Below are 18,445 nucleotides of genomic sequence, written 5' to 3'. Positions count from 1 at the left end.
TAAAGAACGAGGTTTTTGCGAGGGTTCTGGTGGCGAGTCGGGATCAAAAAACCCGGCCTGAGCCGGGTTTGAACGCTGGTGGATGAAGATGACCTGATATTGGCAGGTCAGCCTGCAGCGTGCTTAGCGCATGGTTACAAACTCTTCTGCGCTGGTGGGGTGGATTGCGACACAGTTGTCGAAGTCCGCCTTGGTGGCACCCATCTTCATGGCGACGCCAAAGCCTTGCAGGATCTCGTCCATCGCAAAACCGATGCCATGCAGACCGACCACCTTCTCTTCAGGACCGACGCAGACCAGTTTCATCCGGGTGGGCTGGCGATGCTGGGTCAGCGCAGAATACATGGCGGTGAACTGGCTGCGGTAGACCTTCACCTGCCCCTCACCGTATTCGGCGATGGCTTCCGGTTCGGTCAGGCCAATGGTGCCGATGGGAGGGTGGCTGAAGACCACGGTCGGTACCAGATCGTAGTTAAGGTGCTCGTTCGGCTTGTTGTTGAACAGCCGCTCGGAGAGGCGACGGCCCGCTGCGACGGCTACCGGCGTGAGCTGGATGCGACCAGTGTTGTCACCTACTGCATAGATGTTGGCAACGGCAGTATTCTGGAACTTGTCGGTCGGGATAAAGCCCTTCTCGTCCAGCGCGATACCGGCGGCGGCCAGATTCAGGTTGTCGGTAGCCGGGACGCGACCGATGGCCCAGATCAGGCAGTCGACGGTGAGGTGGCGACCATCTTCCAGCTGCAGGGTCAGGCTGTTGTCAGCGTTCTTGAGCACGGCCTTGGGAATGGCGTGGGTATGCAGCTTGGGCCCTTCCTGCGCCATGATTTCGACCAGTGTCTCGTGGATCATGGGATCGAAATTGCGCAGCGGGGCGTGCTTGCGCACCACCAGATGGGTTTCTGAGCCCAGTGCCTGCATCACCCCGGCGATCTCGACGGCGATATAGCCAGCACCTACCACTGCAACCCGCTTGGGTTGGCTCTGCAACTCGAAGAAGCCGTCGGAGTCAATCCCCAGTTCGGCACCCGGGATGGCCGGAATTTCCGGGCGGCCACCGGTAGCGATCAGGAAGTGATCTGCGGTGTATTGCTCACCATTGACCTCGATCGTGTTGCTATTGACGAAGCGGGCAAATCCCTTGATGACGGTGATCTGGTTCTTGCCCAGCACATTCTGATAGGAGGTGTGAATGCGGCCGATGTAGGCCTTGCGGGACTCGACCAGCTTGGCCCAGTCGAAGTGGTTGAGAGTGGTGTCGAAGCCGTAATCGGCGCCATATTTAAGGGCATCGGCGATCTGGCCTGCATACCACATGGCTTTCTTCGGGACGCAGCCTACGTTGACGCAGGTTCCACCCAACTCTTTGGCTTCAATCAGGGCAACTTTCTTACCGTACATGGCAGCCCGGTTGGCAGAAGCGATACCGCCGCTGCCGCCGCCGATGGCGATATAGTCAAAATGCTGTGCCATTGCGAGGTTCTCCGCTCATTAAGAATGCAATCACAGCATGATGGGGATAAAGCGGCTGGCTCACAAGAGCCAGCGCTCAGTTATGTTGGATCGGCAGACGAATATGGAACTCGGCGCCGTTACCCGGTTCGCTGGCACAGTGGATGCGGCCGCGCAGCAGCTGCACCACCAGGTTGTAGATGATGTGAGTACCGAGGCCGCTACCGCCCTGGCCCCGCTTGGAGGTGACAAACGGATCGAAGATGCGCGGCAATATCTCCGGCGGAATGCCGCGACCGTTGTCGCTGTAGTCGATCAGCAACTCTTCTCCCTGCTGCTCTACCTTGATGGTGATCTTCTTGGGTTTGTCCCAGTTGTCGAAACCATGGTTGATGGAGTTGAGGATCAGGTTTGAGTAGATCTGGGTAAAGCTGCCGGGGAAGGAGAAGATCGACAGCTTGGGATCGCATTGGATATCGACCTCGCACTGGGCCTTTTTCAGCTTGTGGCCAAGGGAGACGACCACCTGATGGAGGTTGTCGGCGAGGCTGAAGTTGTAGCGAGCTTCCGATGACTGATCGACAGCCACCTGCTTGAAGCTGGCAATCAGTTCGGAGGCGCGGCGCAGGTTGCCTTGCAGCAGCTGCATGGACTCGTCGAGGTTGACGGTGAACTCGTTGAGATAGGAGCGTGACAGCTGTTTTGACTCAATGTGCGATTTGAAGTCGGCAACTCGCTCCTGCAGATAGGAGGAAGCCGTCACACTGATACCGATCGGGGTGTTGATCTCGTGGGCCACTCCGGCCACCAGTGAACCCAGAGACGCCATTTTTTCCGACTCTACCAGAGTCTGCTGAGCCTGCTTCAGATCGTCGTAAGCCTTGCCCAGCTGGGTGTTGGCTTCGCTCAGGCTGCGAGTTCGCTCGGCAACCTTGCCTTCCAACTGCTCGTTGAGCTGGATAATCTCCCGCTCGACCTTCTTCAATTGGGTGATGTCATAGCCAAACCCGATCTGGTATTTGAGGTTGGGCCCTTCGTAGAAGGGGACAAAAGTCCACTGCAGCACCAGTTCATGGGCCTGCTGGTCATGCATGATGACCACCTTGTCGGCGAGTGACCCCTCTGCCGAGAGGATGTTGCTCAGCTCCTGACGTTGGGCGTTGCTGACAAAGAGATCGAGCCAGTTGTGTTGCAGCAGCTCCTGCTGGTGGTAGCCGGTCAGCAGGATGGCTGCCGGGTTGATGCTGGCGATGGTGAGATCCGGCTCCATGCAGCAGATCACCATGTTGGCCGAATTGATCAGAGTGGCAGAGAAGTCGCGCTCCTGTTGCAACTGTTCCACGGCCTGATGGCGAGCCAGCAGCTCATCGCGTAGCCGGGTGCGCATCTGGTTGAGAGTGGCGACCAGGGTATCCAGTTCATCAGGCTTTTTGCGGGGCAGGGGGCGCCCCTCCAGCTCAAGCTCCATGTCGAGCCGATCCAGATTGAACTTCTGGGCATAGCTGGCGATGCGGTTGATGTGACGAACCACCAGATAGTAAATGATGATCAGGATGCAAAACGAGACCACCAGCGTCTTGATAGTCTGGCTGACCATGATCAGCACCGATTTCTCGATCAGGCGCTGGTAGATCTGCTCCAGCGAGGCTGCTACGAACAGCTTGCCCACCACTTCGCCTTGATAGGTGAGGTTGAATTCGCGGGAGATGTCGTAGCTTTCCCGCTCCACCCCCTGGGTCAGTAGCGGGACTTCGGAGTTGCCGAGCATCTCCTTGACCATCACGAACTGCATGTTGGGCAGGTTCATGATGCCCTCGATCTGTACCTTCACCTGCTCTTCATCCAGGTTCCACAAGCTGGCAGCGATAGGTTGCAGAAAAGAGGCCTCGATCTGGCCGATGCTGTCTTCGATAACGGCAACGTCCTTGCGGTAATCCCAGGCAAGTTGCAGTGCAGTGATGATCATCGCCAGTACGGTACTGCAGACCAGAATATAGGAGAGCAGACGGTATGAGAGTCCGTTACTGCCGACGGCCCTGGCGGTCTTGAAGAAATGTCCTGACATGGCGTCCTTGCGGTCTGGATGTGATGTTTTTTAGTTTAACTGCTTCATGGACTTATGTCGTCTTTCCTGCAAAGCATAAAAAAGGCCCCGTTACGGGGCCTTTTGCTTGAGATGAACGCTTAGTTTCCGCTGTTTGCCTTGGGCGGAATGGTCTCGTCAAAGACCGGCAGCGGTTTGTGCTCGGACGCCAGGAAGGTGTAGATCACCGGCAGCACGAACAGGGTGAACAGGGTGCCGATAGCCAGACCGGCCACGATGACGATACCGATACTGAAGCGCTGGGCGGCCCCTGCGCCTGCTGCATAGAGCAGCGGGATCAGACCGGCAATCATGGCGGCTGTGGTCATCAGGATTGGACGCAGACGCACTTTGGCGGCCTGCATCACGGCTTCCATCCGGTTCATGCCGTGCAACAGCTGCTCCTCTTTGGCCACCTCGCAGATCAGAATACCGTGTTTGGTAATCAGACCCACCAGGGTGATGAGGCCCACCTGGGAGTAGATGTTCATGGTCGCCAGACCCCACGCGAGCGCGATCAGGGCACCACTGATGGCCAGCGGAACCGAGACCATGATCACCAGCGGGTCGCGTACCGATTCGAACTGGATGGCCAGCACCAGGAAGATGATGGCCAGTGCCAGCGCGAAGGTGGCGTAAAGCGCATTACCTTCGGTAACGAACTGGCGAGCTTCACCCATAAAGTCGTAGCGATAGCCTTGCGGCAGCTTCTCGTCGGCGGTGGTCTTGAACCAGTTGATGGCATCACCCATGGCAACCCCGGGGGCTGGAACCGCACCTATGGTGGCGGAGTTCAGCTGGTTGAAGTGGGGCAGGGCACGCGGCTCACCGACAACTTCAATGCTGATCAGGCTGCCCAGCGGGATAGATTTGCCGTCAGCGGCGCGGACGTAGTACCCCTTCATGGATTCCGGGTTGAGGCGGTATTTACGCTCGACCTGCGGGATCACTTCATAAGAGCGGCCATCCAGGTCGATACGGTTGACGTAACCGTCCGCCATCATGGTGCCCATGGTGATACCTATGTCCTGCATGGTGATGCCGTAGGCACCCGCCTTGTCCTTGTCGATCTTGATCTTCATGGTGGCAGAGTCGTAGTTCAGATCGAGATCCGAATAGACGAACTGACCATTGCTCTCGGCTGCGCTCAGCATCTCGCCAGCCACCAGGAACAGACTTTCGAAGCTGTTCGGGGTGGTGATGACGAACTGGATCGGCAGACCGCTGGAAGCACCCGGCAGTTCAGGGAACTGGAAGGTGGTGATGGCCATACCCGGGATGTCTTTCACCAGTTTGGCGACGCGATCCAGCACCTCTTTCTGGCTCGCTTCACGCTGGCTCCAGGGCACCATGGAGGCGATACCGAACGCCTGGTTGGAGTTGAACACACCGGAGAAGACCTGGGAGTAGGCGATTTCCGGCTGCTCATCCAGGATCTTGTTCACATCGGCCATGGTGTTTTCGATGTAGTCCAGGTTGGCGTTGGAGGGGGCTGTCCCCAGTACCGCCATTACCCCTTTATCTTCCGATGGTGCCAGCTCACTCGGAATGAACTTGAACAGCAGCGGCAGGCTGGCGAAGACGATGATGGCAAAGACTACTACCACGATGCGTTTTTGCATCACGGCATGCAGCATGCGGTCATAGCGCTCGGTCATCCGCTCCAGCAGGTGGTGGACAGTGCTCTCGAACTTGCTTGGCGTTTCGTTGGCCCGGAGCATCTTGGAGCACATCATCGGCGACAGGGTCAGGGCGATGATGCCCGAAACGAACACGGCGCCCGCCAGGGTCAGGGCAAACTCCTTGAACAGCGAGCCGGTGATACCCCCCATCAGGGCGATCGGCGCGTATACCGCCGCCAGCGTGACCGTCATGGCGATAACCGGCACGGCGATTTCGCGAGTACCGATAATGGCTGCCCGGAAGGGCTCTTCACCCTCCTTGATGTGGCGGTCCACGTTCTCCAGCACCACGATGGCGTCATCCACCACCAGACCGATGGCCAGAACCATCGCCAGCAGGGTCATCAGGTTTATCGAGAAGCCGAACATGTCCATCATCATCACCACGCCGATAAGACTGAGCGGGATGGTGATGATCGGGATGATGACCGCGCGGAACGAGCCCAGGAACAGGGTAATCACCACCAGTACGATGGCGGCCGCTTCCAGAATGGTCTTGATAACCTCGCTGATCGATTCATTGATGGCGATGGTGGAGTCATACAGCACGTTCACCTGCATGGTGCTCGGCATGTTGCGCTTCAGACTCGGCAGCAGCTCCAGTACATCGTGGGCGATGTTGATGGGGTTGGCAGTCGGTGCGGCGTTGACCGCCATAACCACGGCTTCACGGCCGTTGGCGCTGGCGCGATAGACGTCGTGGCTCTTCTCCATCGTGACCTTGGCGATGTCGGAGAGACGGATCACCTTGCTGTCACGGCTGGCTACCACCAGACGCTTCAGCTCTTCGATATCACCGACCTGCGTTTCGGCATTGCCGTTGAAGAGGGTGAAGTAACCGGTCGCCTGACCCGTGGCCGACTGATAGTTGTTGCTGTTGAGCACTGTCATCACGTCGCTGGCGGTCAGATTGAACGCCGCCATCTTGGCCGGATCCAGCCATACCCGCAGCGCAAACTTCACACCACCGTAGAGGTCAACCTTGGAGACCCCGCCGACGGTAAAGAGCTGCGGTTTGATAACCCGCTCCAGATAGTCGGTGATCTGGCTGGAGTTGAGCTCCGGGCTGGTGAAACCGAGGTAGAGCACCGCTGTGGTTGAACCGGTTGAGGAGGTGACCGAGGGGTCTTCCGCCTCTTTGGGCAACTGGGAGCGCACCGAGTTGACCTTGGCCAGGATGTCGGACAGCGCGGCATTCGGGTCGGTGTTGAGCTTCATGTACGCGGTGACGGTGGAGCTGCCCAGCTGGCTGGAGGAGGTCATGAAGTCGATGTTGTCGGCTTGCGCGACCGCCTGTTCGAGCGGCTGGGTGATGAAACCCTGGATCAGGTCGGCACTGGCACCGTAATAGCTGGTGTTGACCGTGATCACCGTGTTGGTCACCTCGGGGTATTCCCGTACCTGCATCTTGAAGACTGCCTGAAAGCCCAGCAGGGCGATCAGGAAGCTGAGCGAGATTGCCAGCACGGGTCGTTTTATGAATATGTCAGTAAATCGCATCGCAGATCTCCGCGCTTACAGCATCGGGGTTTGTGCCGGAACGGCCAGAGCATCGTTCTCGACCACATGCACCTTGGTGTCATTACTCAGACGAACCTGGCCTGACAGCACGATCTCGTCGCCAGCCTGAATGCCGGAGAGTACGTGCACGTCATTGCCACGTCGCTCACCCGCCTTGACGACTACCTGCTTGGCGCGTTTGACCATCACCTTCTTGCCCTCTTTGTCGGTCTCTTCGCTCTCTTTGAGCACGTAGACGTTCTGACCATAGAGAGTGAAGGAGATGGCAGACTGCGGCACCACGATCTGGTTCTGTACGGTTGGCAGGATGATGCTGGCGCGGGCAAACATGCCGGAGCGGAGCTGGCCATCGTTATTCGGGATATCTGCCTGCACCTGGATCAGGCCGCTCTGGTAGTTGACGGCAGGCTCGATGGCGGTGATATGGCCATCAAACTGGGTCTGGGGATAGGCATCTACATTGATTTTGATGATCTGACCCAGTTTGATTTTGGAGATATCGGTCTGGGGCACGGTGAAACGCAGACGCATCACGCTGGTGTCTTCCAGACGCACGATATCGGTACCCGGTTGCAGGTACTGACCAAGGAAGACATTGCGCAGACCGACCACGCCGCTGAAAGGGGCGCGGACTTCACGACGGGCAATGGTCGCCTTCAGACTCTCGATATCCGCTTCCAGCGAGCGATAGGCTGCTTCCGCCTCATCCAGCTGCTCTTTGGAGATGGAGCTGGTCTTGTAGAGGTTCTGGAAACGGTCGAATTTGGCTTTTGCCGCCGGCAGCTTGGCCTGGGAGGCGCGCAGATTGGCCTTCTCCACGCTGGAGTCTAGGCTCAGCAGCAGCTGGTCAGCCTTGACCGGCTTGCCTGATTCGAAAGTGATGGTATCAATGGTGCCTGACAGTTCGGTCGAGAGGGTAACCCCCTGATTCGGCTCGATAAAGCCGATCGCCTCGATGGTCGGGATCCAGTCCTGCGCCTTGGTTACCATGGCCGTTACCGGGAATTCAGGCTCCGGCCGGTTGGCCATGTATTTGGCAATCATTTTCTGTTTAAACAAATTGAAGCCGATGACGCTGCCAAACAGGGCGATCGCTATCAGCAACATAATGGCCATCCACTTTTTCATGAACAGGCTCCTGAGGTGGAAGTATTGGGAGATAAAATTGCATTCCAGCTAGCACGAATAACAGTTTCCAACTGCTGTTCGGTCAGCATGATCTTGTGAACCCCGCACTGCAGGGCCAGGTGTACCACACTGTCCAGGCTCAATACCTGGAGTGCTCGTATCGGTAAATCAATAAACAATTCTTGCTCAACACCTCGCTCAAAAAATCTGTCCAGTGGCTCCCATGCCGACAGCAGAACAGGATTGGTGGCCAGCTCGGCCCCGAGGGGCGAGCTCTCATACTGTAATTTGCATTTCAGAGCGTTGGGTTCGTTCACAAAAATGGCATGAATATTGAGCCATAATTGTCGAAATTGTTGAAATGAAACTTCATTGAAATTCACTTCTCTTATGACCAGCGGCACGCACTGCAATATCGTGTGCTGATGCAACTGTCGAATCAGATCATCCTTGTCATTGAAGTAGCGATAGATGGTGCCGGCAGCGACGCCGGCTTTCTTGGCGACTTCGGCGATCGACAGGCCATGAAAACCCCGTTCACCCAGCACCTCATGGGCGGCATTGAAGATGATCTCTTTCTTGTCGTGACTCATCAGAATGAACTCGTGAATGAACGTTCATTCATTCTAGGTGGGGAAGAGATCAAGTCAAGGCGGCAACATGGTTAATACGGAAAATAGCGCCGAAAGCGATCATCCAGGCGAACCAGCGGGTGTGTTGTTGGGGGAAAAATGAGCCAAAAACGCGCTATTTGTTTGAAAAAACAACGCTTGGCGCAAAGGGACAAAAAAAGTGTAGACAAGCATGCCCCCCATCATTAATATTGCGCCCCGTTCGACAGCGTAGCGCCCGTAGCTCAGCTGGATAGAGCGCTGCCCTCCGGAGGCAGAGGTCACAGGTTCGAATCCTGTCGGGCGCACCATCCAAAGTGCGCCGGTTAAACGGGCGTTGTTGTAGAACGAAAACAGCTGTGGTGGCTGTAGCTCAGTTGGTAGAGTCCCGGATTGTGATTCCGGTTGTCGTGGGTTCGAGCCCCATCAGCCACCCCATTTTACAGCTTGTCAGGTACGCGAAGGTGGCGGAATTGGTAGACGCGCTAGCTTCAGGTGTTAGTGCCCCCCGGGTGTGAGGGTTCGAGTCCCTCTCTTCGCACCATACTTGCTGTATAACGAGGATGGCCATCAGGTCGTCTTTGTTTTTTGTAAGACAAAATATTCTCGGTGATTAGCGCAGCCCGGTAGCGCATCTGGTTTGGGACCAGAGGGTCAAAGGTTCGAATCCTTTATCACCGACCACATTCTGAAAAACCTCGCTTCGGCGAGGTTTTTTGCTTTCTGCCGCTCCTATCCTCGTTTTCCACGTTGCTGTAACGTCTGTTTACACTCTATCCGGACAGTCTTGCCCTCTCTTCAGTTATCCTGCCAGCTGGAGTCCTTGGTGACCGGATGTCACAGACCTCTTTCAGGCTTGTTTTTATGCATAACAGAATTTCGATTTTCTCCCGCTACCCCGCACTTATGGCGGCCATGGTACTGGGCGGGTGTACCCTTAAACCGCCATCGACCGATGAGATGCTGAGCACGATCGTGGTTGCCCATCCGCAGAGCGAGTCAGCCCCCTCACTTTTGCTGACCAACAATGGTTTTTGTGTCGGCATTGCCCGCCAGCAGGCGGTGACACAGGTTTGCACTGATAAAGATGCACAACCATTGGAGTGGGATCTTGGCGAGTTGAAGTTGCAGCAGACCTGCCTGCAGGCCAAGAACAGCAATGAGCTGATGTTGGCGCCCTGTGATGGCCATGCGCAGTGGGTGTGGCAGGAGGACAAACTCTTTAACAGCAAGGTCTCCCGTTGTCTGGATGTCGCTGGCCGACGTCACTTTGCGAATACGCCTCTGCGTCTGGCCGACTGTTACGGTGGGGCCAACCAGAGCTTTCTGGTCGGGGGGATTGAATGATTCGCCCGTCACCTCTGATTGCTGCATGTCTGTCGCTCTCTCTGGGAGGGTGCCAGAATCTCGACTCTTCTGATCTGCTGTTGGGCACTGTGGTGATTGGTGCCATCGGTGCCGCTGCGTATTACGGCCACAAGCAGGAAAAGAAAGAAGCTCGCGCCCGGGAAGAGCATGGCGGGCAAATCGTGGCAGCCAATGGCAAATGTCTCGATATTGCCGGTGGTGTACGTAATGGCAACCGCTTGCAGCTATGGGATTGTCACGGCGGGGATAACCAGCGTTTTCGTCTTGATGGCAATGCCATAAGGGTTGGCGACAAGTGTCTGGATGTTGCCGGGGGCGGCCGCGATGCCGGTGCCAAGGTGATTGCCTGGGATTGCCATGGTGGCGACAACCAGCAGTGGCGCTGGGAGCGAGATCGGCTCATGAGTCGCAGCAGCAAGCTCTGTCTGGATGTTGCTCAGGGGGGAAGCGCCAATGGCACTCCCCTGATCCTCTGGCAGTGCCACGGCGGTGACAACCAGCGCTTTCGGCGGAAGTAATAAAAACGGGAACCCGATGGTTCCCGTTTTTATTTAGCTGGCGACCGGTTCCAGTTCGAAACAGCGCTCCAGATAGACGGCAACGCCATCTTCATCGGAGGTGAGTGTTTGCTCATGCTCCGGCAGTGCCATTTTCAGGCGGTCGTGGGCGTTACCCATGACGATGCCTCGACCCACCATGCTCAGCATTTCGAAGTCGTTCATGCCGTCACCGAAGGCGATGGCCTGGGACATCTCCAGCCCGTGTTGCTCCAGTACGGCGCGCACGGCATTGCCCTTGTGGACGCCGGCGTGCATCACTTCGAGGCAGTCCGGCAGGGAGAAGGTGACGTTGAGCTGGTCGCCGTAGCGCTGGTTGAGGTGCTCCTCGATCTTCAGCAGCTTCTCGTGGTCACCGATGTAGAAGACCTTGTTGATCTGCTCCATCGACTCCTGTTTCAGGTCATCGACCAGACGATAGGTGAAGCCGGATTCGTCGTGGAATTGCAGCAACCAGGGCAGCTCCTCCTCGACCACCCAGTCATCGCCCTGATAGACGTTGAGATGGATGGATGGGTCACGTTCGAGCGCAACCAGCTCGGCGGCGATGTCGGTCGGCAGCGGCTGGTTGAACACCAGTTTGCCCTGTTTGTCATGCACCACGGCGCCGTTGGAGGTGATAAGGTAGATATCCAGACCGAGCGCATCGCGGAAGCTGCGTACATCGACGTGGTGACGGCCGGTGGCGACCACGAATTTCACGCCCTGCTCAACCAGACGGCGGACGGTCTCCCGGGTACGGGAGGAGATCTGGTGCTGCTTGTTGAGCAGAGTTCCATCGAGATCGGATACAACTACCTTGAACATCTTTACCTCGGCATCAATTGAAAGCGGGGGCAGTTTACCCCAGCCTGCATGGTCACCCCATTTATTTAGGGTTACAAAAAATAGCCAGCCTAGTAGCGGGCGAAGAAATCGAGCATGGCGGTCAGCGCGGGCTGGCGCTTGTCGTCGGATTCGATGAAGAGCTCGTGCCAGGCCCCTTCAATTCGCAGCGGCTTGCCCCCTTCGCAGTTGGCTTTGGTGCAAAACGCATCCTGCGCCGCGTTGTCCACCACGCTGTCGTTGCCAGCCTGCAGTAGTAGCAGCGGCGTCTTGATGGCGCCCGCATCGGCAATGGCGGCATCGGCACCGGTGATCCCCTGATAAATCCAGTGGGCGGTGGCCCCCCCCAGCTTGATCTGCGGGTGCTGCTCATAAATCTGGCGGAAAGCCTGATAGCGTGACTGGCTGTGAGTCAGCTCGTTATCGGCAAAGCCATGATCCTGATAGGGGCCCTGACCCGGCCCATAGGGTGGTTCGCCAAACCAGCCGCCGACTGTTCCTATGGTGGTGGCCAGCCCCTTAGCCAGCCATTTGGGCAGGCCGCCCAGATTGATGCCCAGCATGGGGGAGGAGAGCACGGCGGCGCGGATATCATCGGGCCAGCGCTCCAGATAGCGGGCCGAGATGGCACCCCCCATGGAGTGAGCCAGCAGGAACAGCTTGGCGGGCTTGTCCGCCATGATTATCTGGTCGTGAAACTGCTTCATATCGACGACATAATCGTCGAACTGGTCGACATAACCCTTGTCATGGTCGTTCAGCATGCGGCCGGACATCCCCTGACCACGATGGTCGATAAGGTAGAGGCTGTAGCCCTGGCGCCAGAGATCCCATGCCAGCTCCTGATACTTGAGGTAGCTTTCTACCCGGCCGTTGACGATCAGGATGGCGCGATCAACCTTCTCCTGCCGCAGCGCGGCATAGCGGATGGCGACGCCATCCTTGCTCTTGAACTCTCCTTCTATGGCATGCTGGCGCCAGAAGTCGGGCAGGGTTTGCTGGTAGAGGGTGGGCACATCGGCTTCGCTGGTCAGCGCATAGGGATTGGTCACGGCAAGGGCTCCGGCAGAAAACAGGGTCAGGGCCAACAGGGGAATCGAGAGGGATTTCATCAGGCACACTCCGTTTGCCAGTATTGATAAAGCATTGCGATGTCACCGGAGCAGAGCAGCGACATGGCGCTTTGCAGTGTGGGCAGAGGCCAGTCCCACCACTGCATCTCTTGCAGCATGGCGATCTGCTCATCGTTGAAACGGCGGCGGATCGGTTGGGCCGGATTGCCGCCGACTATGGTGTAAGGGGCCACATCCTTGGTCACCACGGCACGAGTGGCGATAACGGCGCCATCACCTATGGTGATGCCGGGCATGATCATCGCTTCCGAGCCGATCCAGACATCGTTGCCGATCCGGGTATCTCCTTTGCGCAGAAAGCCACTACAGGCCCCTTCGCCAAAGGTATCGGGGTTGAACGGGAAGGTGGAGACCCAATCCAGCCGGTGGCCCTGATTGCCTGCCAGCATGAAGGTGGCGCCCGAGGCGATGGAGCAGAACTTGCCGATGATCAGGCGGTCTACTTCTGTACCCCACTCGCCGCTGTCCCAGCTTGCTCTGGTCGAGCCATCCCCGAGTAAATAACGGACACAGTGATCCTCGAACGGCTTGCCGTGGTAGTAGCCGGAGTAGTAGCTGTAGTCGCCGGCCTCTATATTCGGGTTGGTCAGGTGATCCCGGATGATGCGGGATTCCAGCCAGCTGCCAAAAGGGTTCTCCATCACTCCTCCTGTAGGTCGTCCTGCTCGATCTGTTGGGCCCAGCCTTTGCGGGTCAGCTGCATCCGTTGCCACCACTCTTCGTCTGCCAGAATTTCACCGGCCGGGCCGAGCTGGGGGTAGGGCATCTCTTTCTCTTTGCAGAGTTGGGCATAGATGGGATATCCACCCTCGAACAGGATGCTGTTTTGCTCCTCCAGCGTGAGCGGACAGCCGCGCTGATAGCAACCGGCCTGCTCGCGCTGGCGCTGCGCCTCGTAGAGGATGGCGGCAGCGGCCACCGAGACGTTGAGGGACTGCACCATGCCGACCATGGGAATGACGATATGGTGATCGGCCAGGGCCAGCGCCTCTTCACCGATGCCGTGCTTCTCCTGTCCCACCAGAATGGCGGTCGGTTTGGTGTAGTCGATGGCGCGAAAATCGACCGAGCTGTCGGAGAGGTGGGTCGCCAGGATCTGCATGCCGGAGGCTTTCAGCTCGGCGACCGCGCTGCCGATGTCCGGGTGCAGTTTCACATCCACCCAGTTCTGGCTGCCGCGGGCGGTGCCCTTGCGCTTGTGGATCCAGGTCTTGGGCCAGACTGCATGTACCCGGTGGATGCCGATGGCATCGGCGGTACGCACGATGGCAGCCAGGTTGTGAGGTTTGTGCACCTCTTCCATACAGACAGTCAAATCGAGCTGACGCTGGGCCAGTATATCGGTGATGCGCTTGAAGCGTTCGGGGGTCATGGTTGTCTCTTAAAAAGCAGCAGGCGGCTTGCGCCGCCTGTGTGATCAGTTCTTTTGCCGGCTCACCTTGAGCACGTTGGGCATGACGCGGATCTTGCGCATGATGTTGGCCAGATGGATACGGCTCTTGGTGGTGATGAGCAGGCTCACCTGATAGACCCGGCCATCCTTCTCTTCGGTGCTGATGGCGTGAATGTTGGCACCGGTGGCGGCAATCACGTTGGCCAGCTCGGCCAGCGCACCCTGATGATTGATGATCTCGATGCTGATGCCGGTGCGGAACTCCTGTTCCTGCTCCTTGTCCACTTCCCACTGCACCGGCAGGTACTTGTCCGGCTCCTTGCTGTAGCCCTTGATGTTGCGACAGGCTTCCTGGTGGATCACCAGACCCTTGCCCGGGCTGATGTGGGCGATGATGGCATCCCCCGGGATCGGGCGGCAGCAGTTGGCGAAGGTGACCAGCATGCCGTCGGCACCCTTGATCGGCATCTTCTTGCTGCTGGTTTTGGGCTGTTCTTCCGGCGGCAGTTCATCCCCCAGCATGCGGCGCGCCACCATGACACTCATGGCGTTGCCGAGGCCCACATCAGCCAGCAGGCCTTGCAGGTTCTCGTGCTTGGTGTCGGCCAGCACCTGTTTGATGCGCGGCTCGGGGATGTCTTCGATATTCTTGGCGCCCAGCGCATGGTTGAGCAGGCGGCGACCCAGTACCACCGACTCTTCGGTGCGCAGGTTCTTGAGGAACTGGCGGATCTTGGAGCGCGCCTTGGTAGTCACCACGAAGTTGAGCCAGGCCGCGTTGGGACGGGCGCCCGGTGCCGTGATGATCTCCACCGTCTGGCCCGAGTGCAGCGGGCTGCTGAGCGGGTAGGGGTGGCGGTCGACCCGTGAACCGACGCAGGCGTGGCCGATGTCGGTGTGCACCGTGTAGGCAAAGTCCACCGGCGTGGCGCCAGCGGGCAGCTCCATGATGCGCCCTTCGGGGGTAAAGACGTAGATTTCGTCGGGGAAGAGGTCGGTTTTGACCCCCTCGATAAATTCAAATGAGCTGCCGGCGCTCTGCTGTAATTCCAGCAGGCTCTGCATCCAGCGCTGGGCGCGGATCTGGGCGGTAGTACCCGAACTGTCGCCATCCTGTTTGTAGGCCCAGTGGGCAGCAACCCCTTTATCAGCCATCTGATCCATAAATTCGGTGCGGATTTGCACCTCGACCGGTACCCCGTGCGGCCCCACCAGCGAGGTATGCAGCGACTGGTAGCCGTTGGTCTTGGGGATGGCGATGTAATCCTTGAAGCGGCCGGGGCGCGGCTTGTAGAGGCTGTGCATCTGTCCCAGCACCCGGTAACAGGTATCTATGTCCTTCACTTTGACCCGAAAGGCGTAGATATCCATTACCTCATGAAATTGCAGCTCTTTTTTCTCCATCTTGTTGTAGATGGAGAACAGGTTCTTCTCGCGACCACTGACCTGATGCTCAATCCCCGCCTCTTTCAGACGACCGCTGATTTCGCTCTGGATGGAGTCGATAATCTCGCGGCGATTGCCACGGGCGCGGCGCACCGATTCGCGCAGCACGCGGGAGCGCATCGGATAGAGCGCCTCGAAGCCCAGCTCTTCGAGCTCGTTCTTCATGGTGTGAATACCGAGGCGGTTGGCGATGGGGGCGAAGATTTCGAGGGTTTCCCGGGCGATGCGGCGGCGCTTGTCCGGTCGCAGCGAGCCCAGGGTGCGCATATTGTGGGTGCGGTCGGCCAGCTTGATCAGAATGACCCGGATATCCTGGGTCATCGCCATCACCATCTTGCGGAAGTTCTCGGCCTGAGCCTCTTTGCGATCGCGAAACTTCAGCTTGTCGAGCTTGGAGACCCCGGCTACCAGCTCGGCGACCGCATCGCCAAACTGTTCAGCCAGATCGGCCTTGGTGATGGGGGTATCCTCAATGACGTCGTGCAGCACGGCGGCCATCAGGGTTTCATGATCGAGGCGCATATCGCCCAGAATTCGGGCAACGGCGACGGGGTGGGTGATATAGGGCTCGCCACTGGAACGCATCTGTCCCTGGTGGGCATCACGGGCCACCACATAGGCTTGCCTGAGCTTCTCGACCTGCTCGGGCGGCAGGTAGGAACTGGCTATTTCTTTAAGATTTTCAAATAAATACAAGACAGTCCCCGCAGCGGTGAAACGGCAATTCGTGGAGTTGAGCGTGTAGACCTGAGTTTGCGAGGTTTTCGAGCGGTTGTAAATGGGGATGAACAGTCGGCACCCGGGCGGGTACCGACTATGGGGAAAGACTTACTTAACCGCGGCCTTCGGCGATGGCAGCAACGGCAGCCAGCTCGGCGGCTTCCTGTTCTTGCTGCTCGTAGCGATCCTGGGTGTCCATTACCTGGTTGTTTACCAGACCCAGCTCGATCTCACGCAGGGCGATCACGGTCGGCTTGTCGTTCTCTTCTTCAACCAGCGGATCTTTGCCTTGAACCGCGATTTGACGGGCGCGGCGTGCGGCGACCAGCACCAGGTCAAAACGGTTACCAACCTGTTTTACAGCATCTTCTACAGTAACGCGTGCCATGCAGGACTCCAGTTATGTGGGCTTTCTGTGTTTAGAAAAGCGGTGTTTAAAAATGACGCAAAAGTTTACTCGTTTTTGGCTTATTCTGCCAGTAACTGTTGCAGCAAGTTTTGTTGTGCCTGCTGTTGATGACGCATCTCCAGCCGTTGGCACTCAATAATGGCTCTGAGCTGGAACAGCGCCTGCTCGAACTCTTCATTGATAATCACGTAGTCATATTCGTCGTAGTGCACCATTTCGGCAATGGCTTTTGCCATCCGGCCGGCGATCACTTCTGCGCTGTCCTGACCGCGGCCAATCAGGCGGCGTTCCAGCTCTTCACGGCTGGGGGGCAGGATGAAGATGGACTTGGTCGGCATCAGTTCGCGGATCTGGCGGGCGCCCTGCCAGTCGATGTCGAGGAATACGTCGATACCCTGCGCCAGACAGGCTTCGATGGCTGCGCGGGAGGTACCGTAGTAGTTGCCGAATACCTCGGCCCACTCCAGAAAATCACCGCGAGCGATCAGCTCCTTGAACTCTTCCACCTTGACGAAGTGGTAGTGGACACCGTGCTCTTCGCCTGGACGTGTAGCGCGTGTGGTGTGGGAGACCGACAGCTGCATCTTGCCAGCTTGATTGTGGTTGGTCAGCAAGGCGTTGAGCAGACTGGATTTACCTGCACCGCTCGGGGAGGAGATGATATAGAGAGTGCCTTGTTGCGCCATGTTATTACCTTTAATCGGAACCCGCATTTTGGTTGTAGCAGAGGCCGCCGTCTTGTGCCCGAAAGGGAGACAGCCAAACGCATGATGCGGATAAATTCTTGGATCAGGGGGATGTAAAGGCGGCGAATTTTAACAGAAGGTGGCGAATAAAAAAACGGCCGGAATCATATTCCGGCCGATCAAAGTGTTCGTAGCTTGTTGCGGGAGCGTAACCCACATCGGTCGTTATTCTGCCTGTCGCTCCGGCATGGGGCCATCAGGTTATCCCTGCCTCACAGCTCGGGATTTCCGAGCTGCTTTCAGTCAGGCAGATGGCGATCGGCGCAGAGGCGATCGAAGGCGGCGATGACCTGCTCGCTGGTGATTTTGCTCATGGCATCGGGATCCTTGAGGCGGGTGCGCCAGCCGAGCTCGGCCAGTGGCTTGCCTGTCTCCTGCTCGACCAGCTCCTGATAGACGCTGACCACATAATCCCGGCAGAGATAGGGGCCGGTGCGGGCCGGATTGTGGTGGGCATAGAGACCGATGACCGGCGTGCCGACAATGGTGGCCATGTGGGTTGGGCCTGTGTCGGGGGCCAGTACCAGACTCGCCTCACCAATCAGCGCCAGCAGCTGCTTGAGGTTGGTCTGCCCCACCAGATCGACCGGTTTGCTCTGGCTTAAGCGCTGGATGTCGGCAGCCAGATCCCGCTCCAGTTTGGCAGGCCCGCCACAGAGATAGACCTGAAAGCCCTTGCTGGCGGCGTGATCTGCCAGCGCGGCATAGCCTGCGGCCGTCCAGTTCTTGAAGGCCTTGCTGGCGGCGGCGCAGATCAGCAGGGTCGGTTTGCCGCCAATCTTCTCTTTTGCCCACGCCTGATGTTCGGCGCTGATGGGCAGTTGCCAGTCCGGGGTCAGCTCCTTGATGCCGAGCTCTTTGGCAAAGGCGAGGAAACCATCCAGCACATGGGGGGAGGCAGGCGAAGGCACCTTGTGGTTGGTGAACAGCCATTGGCCGTCGTTGGCCCTCTCCCGATCAAACCCGAGTTTGACCCTGGCCTTGATGCCGAGGGTGGCGATGCTGGCGCGCATGGCCGCCTGCAGATGCAGCAGGGCATCAAACTGGCGCCCCCTGAGGGTCTGCCACAGGTCGCGATAGCCGCGCCATCCCTTGCTCTTGTCGAAGGCGATCACCTCGACACCGGGCAGATCGGCAAACAGGGTTGCCTCGATTTTTCCGGTGATCCAGGTGATGCGGGTTTGCGGCCACTCCCGCTGGATGACCCGTACCAGTGCCAGCGCGTGGCAGCAGTCGCCGATGGCGGAGAGCCGCAGAATGCAGATGGAGGAGGGAGGCGTTTGAAATAGCGGCATGATGTGGCGCACGGCTGGCAAAAAGGGTGGATGGCATTATGCAAACTCCCCTGTGGATTGTAAAATTGCGCGCAAT

15 protein-coding genes and 4 tRNA genes are annotated in these 18,445 nt (G+C 57.9%); 6 read left to right on the top strand and 13 right to left on the bottom strand.

Features of this window, described 5'->3' with window-relative positions; all coding sequences use genetic code 11:
- Positions 1 to 123: 123 nt before the first annotated feature.
- The 5 genes from gorA to NOM67_RS20000 all read right to left on the bottom strand — a co-directional run bounded on the left by gorA (position 124) and on the right by NOM67_RS20000 (position 8,459).
- A complete protein-coding gene (gene gorA / locus NOM67_RS20020) occupies positions 124 to 1,473 on the bottom strand; it encodes a glutathione-disulfide reductase (RefSeq protein ID WP_156854500.1) in 1,350 nt (449 codons plus the stop codon).
- A gap of 76 nt (positions 1,474 to 1,549) precedes the next feature.
- The gene (locus tag NOM67_RS20015; RefSeq protein WP_156854498.1) at positions 1,550 to 3,517 is read right to left on the bottom strand and encodes an ATP-binding protein; all 1,968 of its coding nucleotides are present in this window, start codon (positions 3,515 to 3,517) and stop codon (positions 1,550 to 1,552) included.
- A 119-nt stretch (positions 3,518 to 3,636) separates the two neighbouring features.
- A complete protein-coding gene (locus NOM67_RS20010; protein ID WP_043851691.1) occupies positions 3,637 to 6,717 on the bottom strand; it encodes a multidrug efflux RND transporter permease subunit in 3,081 nt (1,026 codons plus the stop codon).
- A gap of 15 nt (positions 6,718 to 6,732) precedes the next feature.
- Positions 6,733 to 7,866, bottom strand: a complete 1,134-nt coding sequence (locus tag NOM67_RS20005) for an efflux RND transporter periplasmic adaptor subunit (protein WP_071914563.1) — start codon at positions 7,864 to 7,866, stop codon at positions 6,733 to 6,735.
- A complete protein-coding gene (locus tag NOM67_RS20000) occupies positions 7,863 to 8,459 on the bottom strand; it encodes a TetR/AcrR family transcriptional regulator (RefSeq protein WP_071914565.1) in 597 nt (198 codons plus the stop codon). The genes NOM67_RS20005 and NOM67_RS20000 overlap by 4 nt, the downstream gene beginning before the upstream one ends.
- Before the next feature lie 252 nt (positions 8,460 to 8,711).
- On the opposite strand from NOM67_RS20000, the gene NOM67_RS19995 reads away from it, so the two are divergent.
- From NOM67_RS19995 to NOM67_RS19970, 6 genes are all read left to right on the top strand, one after another.
- A tRNA-Arg gene (locus tag NOM67_RS19995) sits at positions 8,712 to 8,788 on the top strand.
- 51 nt (positions 8,789 to 8,839) lie between these two features.
- Positions 8,840 to 8,915: transfer RNA gene (locus NOM67_RS19990), tRNA-His, on the top strand.
- A 20-nt stretch (positions 8,916 to 8,935) separates the two neighbouring features.
- Positions 8,936 to 9,021, top strand: a tRNA-Leu gene (locus tag NOM67_RS19985).
- Between the two features lie 63 nt (positions 9,022 to 9,084).
- Positions 9,085 to 9,161, top strand: a tRNA-Pro gene (locus NOM67_RS19980).
- Positions 9,162 to 9,383: 222 nt separating this feature from the next.
- Entirely contained in the window at positions 9,384 to 9,824 is a 441-nt protein-coding gene (locus tag NOM67_RS19975; protein WP_043851694.1) for an RICIN domain-containing protein, read from the top strand.
- On the top strand, positions 9,821 to 10,363 hold the full coding sequence (locus NOM67_RS19970; protein ID WP_255939625.1) for a lectin: 543 nt from the start codon (positions 9,821 to 9,823) through the stop codon (positions 10,361 to 10,363). Before NOM67_RS19975 ends, NOM67_RS19970 begins: the two co-directional genes overlap by 4 nt.
- Before the next feature lie 33 nt (positions 10,364 to 10,396).
- Here NOM67_RS19970 and NOM67_RS19965 read toward each other — a convergent pair whose 3' ends face one another.
- The 8 genes from NOM67_RS19965 to NOM67_RS19930 form a co-directional block, all read right to left on the bottom strand.
- Positions 10,397 to 11,209: a Cof-type HAD-IIB family hydrolase gene (locus NOM67_RS19965; protein ID WP_185227997.1), complete on the bottom strand. Its 813-nt coding sequence runs from the start codon at positions 11,207 to 11,209 to the stop codon at positions 10,397 to 10,399.
- Positions 11,210 to 11,298: 89 nt separating this feature from the next.
- Positions 11,299 to 12,339 (bottom strand): alpha/beta fold hydrolase, encoded by a 1,041-nt coding sequence (locus NOM67_RS19960; RefSeq protein ID WP_255939623.1) that lies wholly within the window; start codon positions 12,337 to 12,339, stop codon positions 11,299 to 11,301.
- Complete coding sequence (locus tag NOM67_RS19955) at positions 12,339 to 13,001, bottom strand: CatB-related O-acetyltransferase (RefSeq protein WP_156854492.1); 663 nt, start codon at positions 12,999 to 13,001, stop codon at positions 12,339 to 12,341. Before NOM67_RS19955 ends, NOM67_RS19960 begins: the two co-directional genes overlap by 1 nt.
- Positions 13,001 to 13,732 (bottom strand): tRNA (guanosine(18)-2'-O)-methyltransferase TrmH, encoded by a 732-nt coding sequence (trmH, locus tag NOM67_RS19950; RefSeq protein WP_156854490.1) that lies wholly within the window; start codon positions 13,730 to 13,732, stop codon positions 13,001 to 13,003. The genes NOM67_RS19955 and trmH overlap by 1 nt, the downstream gene beginning before the upstream one ends.
- Positions 13,733 to 13,777: 45 nt before the next feature.
- Positions 13,778 to 15,895 (bottom strand): bifunctional GTP diphosphokinase/guanosine-3',5'-bis pyrophosphate 3'-pyrophosphohydrolase, encoded by a 2,118-nt coding sequence (gene spoT / locus NOM67_RS19945; RefSeq protein ID WP_043851698.1) that lies wholly within the window; start codon positions 15,893 to 15,895, stop codon positions 13,778 to 13,780.
- 136 nt (positions 15,896 to 16,031) lie between these two features.
- Positions 16,032 to 16,307 (bottom strand): DNA-directed RNA polymerase subunit omega, encoded by a 276-nt coding sequence (gene rpoZ / locus NOM67_RS19940; protein ID WP_026456240.1) that lies wholly within the window; start codon positions 16,305 to 16,307, stop codon positions 16,032 to 16,034.
- Between the two features lie 80 nt (positions 16,308 to 16,387).
- Complete coding sequence (gene gmk / locus NOM67_RS19935) at positions 16,388 to 17,014, bottom strand: guanylate kinase (RefSeq protein WP_104016763.1); 627 nt, start codon at positions 17,012 to 17,014, stop codon at positions 16,388 to 16,390.
- Positions 17,015 to 17,313: 299 nt separating this feature from the next.
- Positions 17,314 to 18,369, bottom strand: a complete 1,056-nt coding sequence (locus NOM67_RS19930; protein ID WP_255939612.1) for a glycosyltransferase family 9 protein — start codon at positions 18,367 to 18,369, stop codon at positions 17,314 to 17,316.
- Positions 18,370 to 18,445 lie beyond the last annotated feature (76 nt).

Origin of the sequence: Aeromonas sp. SG16, assembly GCF_024436135.1 — a bacterium.
GTDB lineage: Bacteria > Pseudomonadota > Gammaproteobacteria > Enterobacterales > Aeromonadaceae > Aeromonas > Aeromonas jandaei.
This window is presented reverse-complemented; position numbering and strand designations above follow the sequence as displayed.

Excerpts from the sequence above, each read along its gene's own strand:
- rpoZ (WP_026456240.1), bottom strand. The coding sequence starts at position 16,307 with ATGGCACGCGTTACTGTAGAAGATGCTGTAAAACAGGTTGGTAACCGT.
- NOM67_RS19960 (WP_255939623.1), bottom strand. The coding sequence starts at position 12,339 with ATGAAATCCCTCTCGATTCCCCTGTTGGCCCTGACCCTGTTTTCTGCC.
- NOM67_RS19975 (WP_043851694.1), top strand. The coding sequence starts at position 9,384 with ATGGCGGCCATGGTACTGGGCGGGTGTACCCTTAAACCGCCATCGACC.
- NOM67_RS20015 (WP_156854498.1), bottom strand. The coding sequence starts at position 3,517 with ATGTCAGGACATTTCTTCAAGACCGCCAGGGCCGTCGGCAGTAACGGA.
- NOM67_RS20000 (WP_071914565.1), bottom strand. The coding sequence starts at position 8,459 with ATGAGTCACGACAAGAAAGAGATCATCTTCAATGCCGCCCATGAGGTG.
- gorA (WP_156854500.1), bottom strand. The coding sequence starts at position 1,473 with ATGGCACAGCATTTTGACTATATCGCCATCGGCGGCGGCAGCGGCGGT.
- NOM67_RS19970 (WP_255939625.1), top strand. The coding sequence starts at position 9,821 with ATGATTCGCCCGTCACCTCTGATTGCTGCATGTCTGTCGCTCTCTCTG.
- gmk (WP_104016763.1), bottom strand. The coding sequence starts at position 17,014 with ATGGCGCAACAAGGCACTCTCTATATCATCTCCTCCCCGAGCGGTGCA.
- NOM67_RS20010 (WP_043851691.1), bottom strand. The coding sequence starts at position 6,717 with ATGCGATTTACTGACATATTCATAAAACGACCCGTGCTGGCAATCTCG.
- trmH (WP_156854490.1), bottom strand. The coding sequence starts at position 13,732 with ATGACCCCCGAACGCTTCAAGCGCATCACCGATATACTGGCCCAGCGT.
- NOM67_RS20005 (WP_071914563.1), bottom strand. The coding sequence starts at position 7,866 with ATGAAAAAGTGGATGGCCATTATGTTGCTGATAGCGATCGCCCTGTTT.
- NOM67_RS19955 (WP_156854492.1), bottom strand. The coding sequence starts at position 13,001 with ATGGAGAACCCTTTTGGCAGCTGGCTGGAATCCCGCATCATCCGGGAT.
- NOM67_RS19930 (WP_255939612.1), bottom strand. The coding sequence starts at position 18,369 with ATGCCGCTATTTCAAACGCCTCCCTCCTCCATCTGCATTCTGCGGCTC.
- NOM67_RS19965 (WP_185227997.1), bottom strand. The coding sequence starts at position 11,209 with ATGTTCAAGGTAGTTGTATCCGATCTCGATGGAACTCTGCTCAACAAG.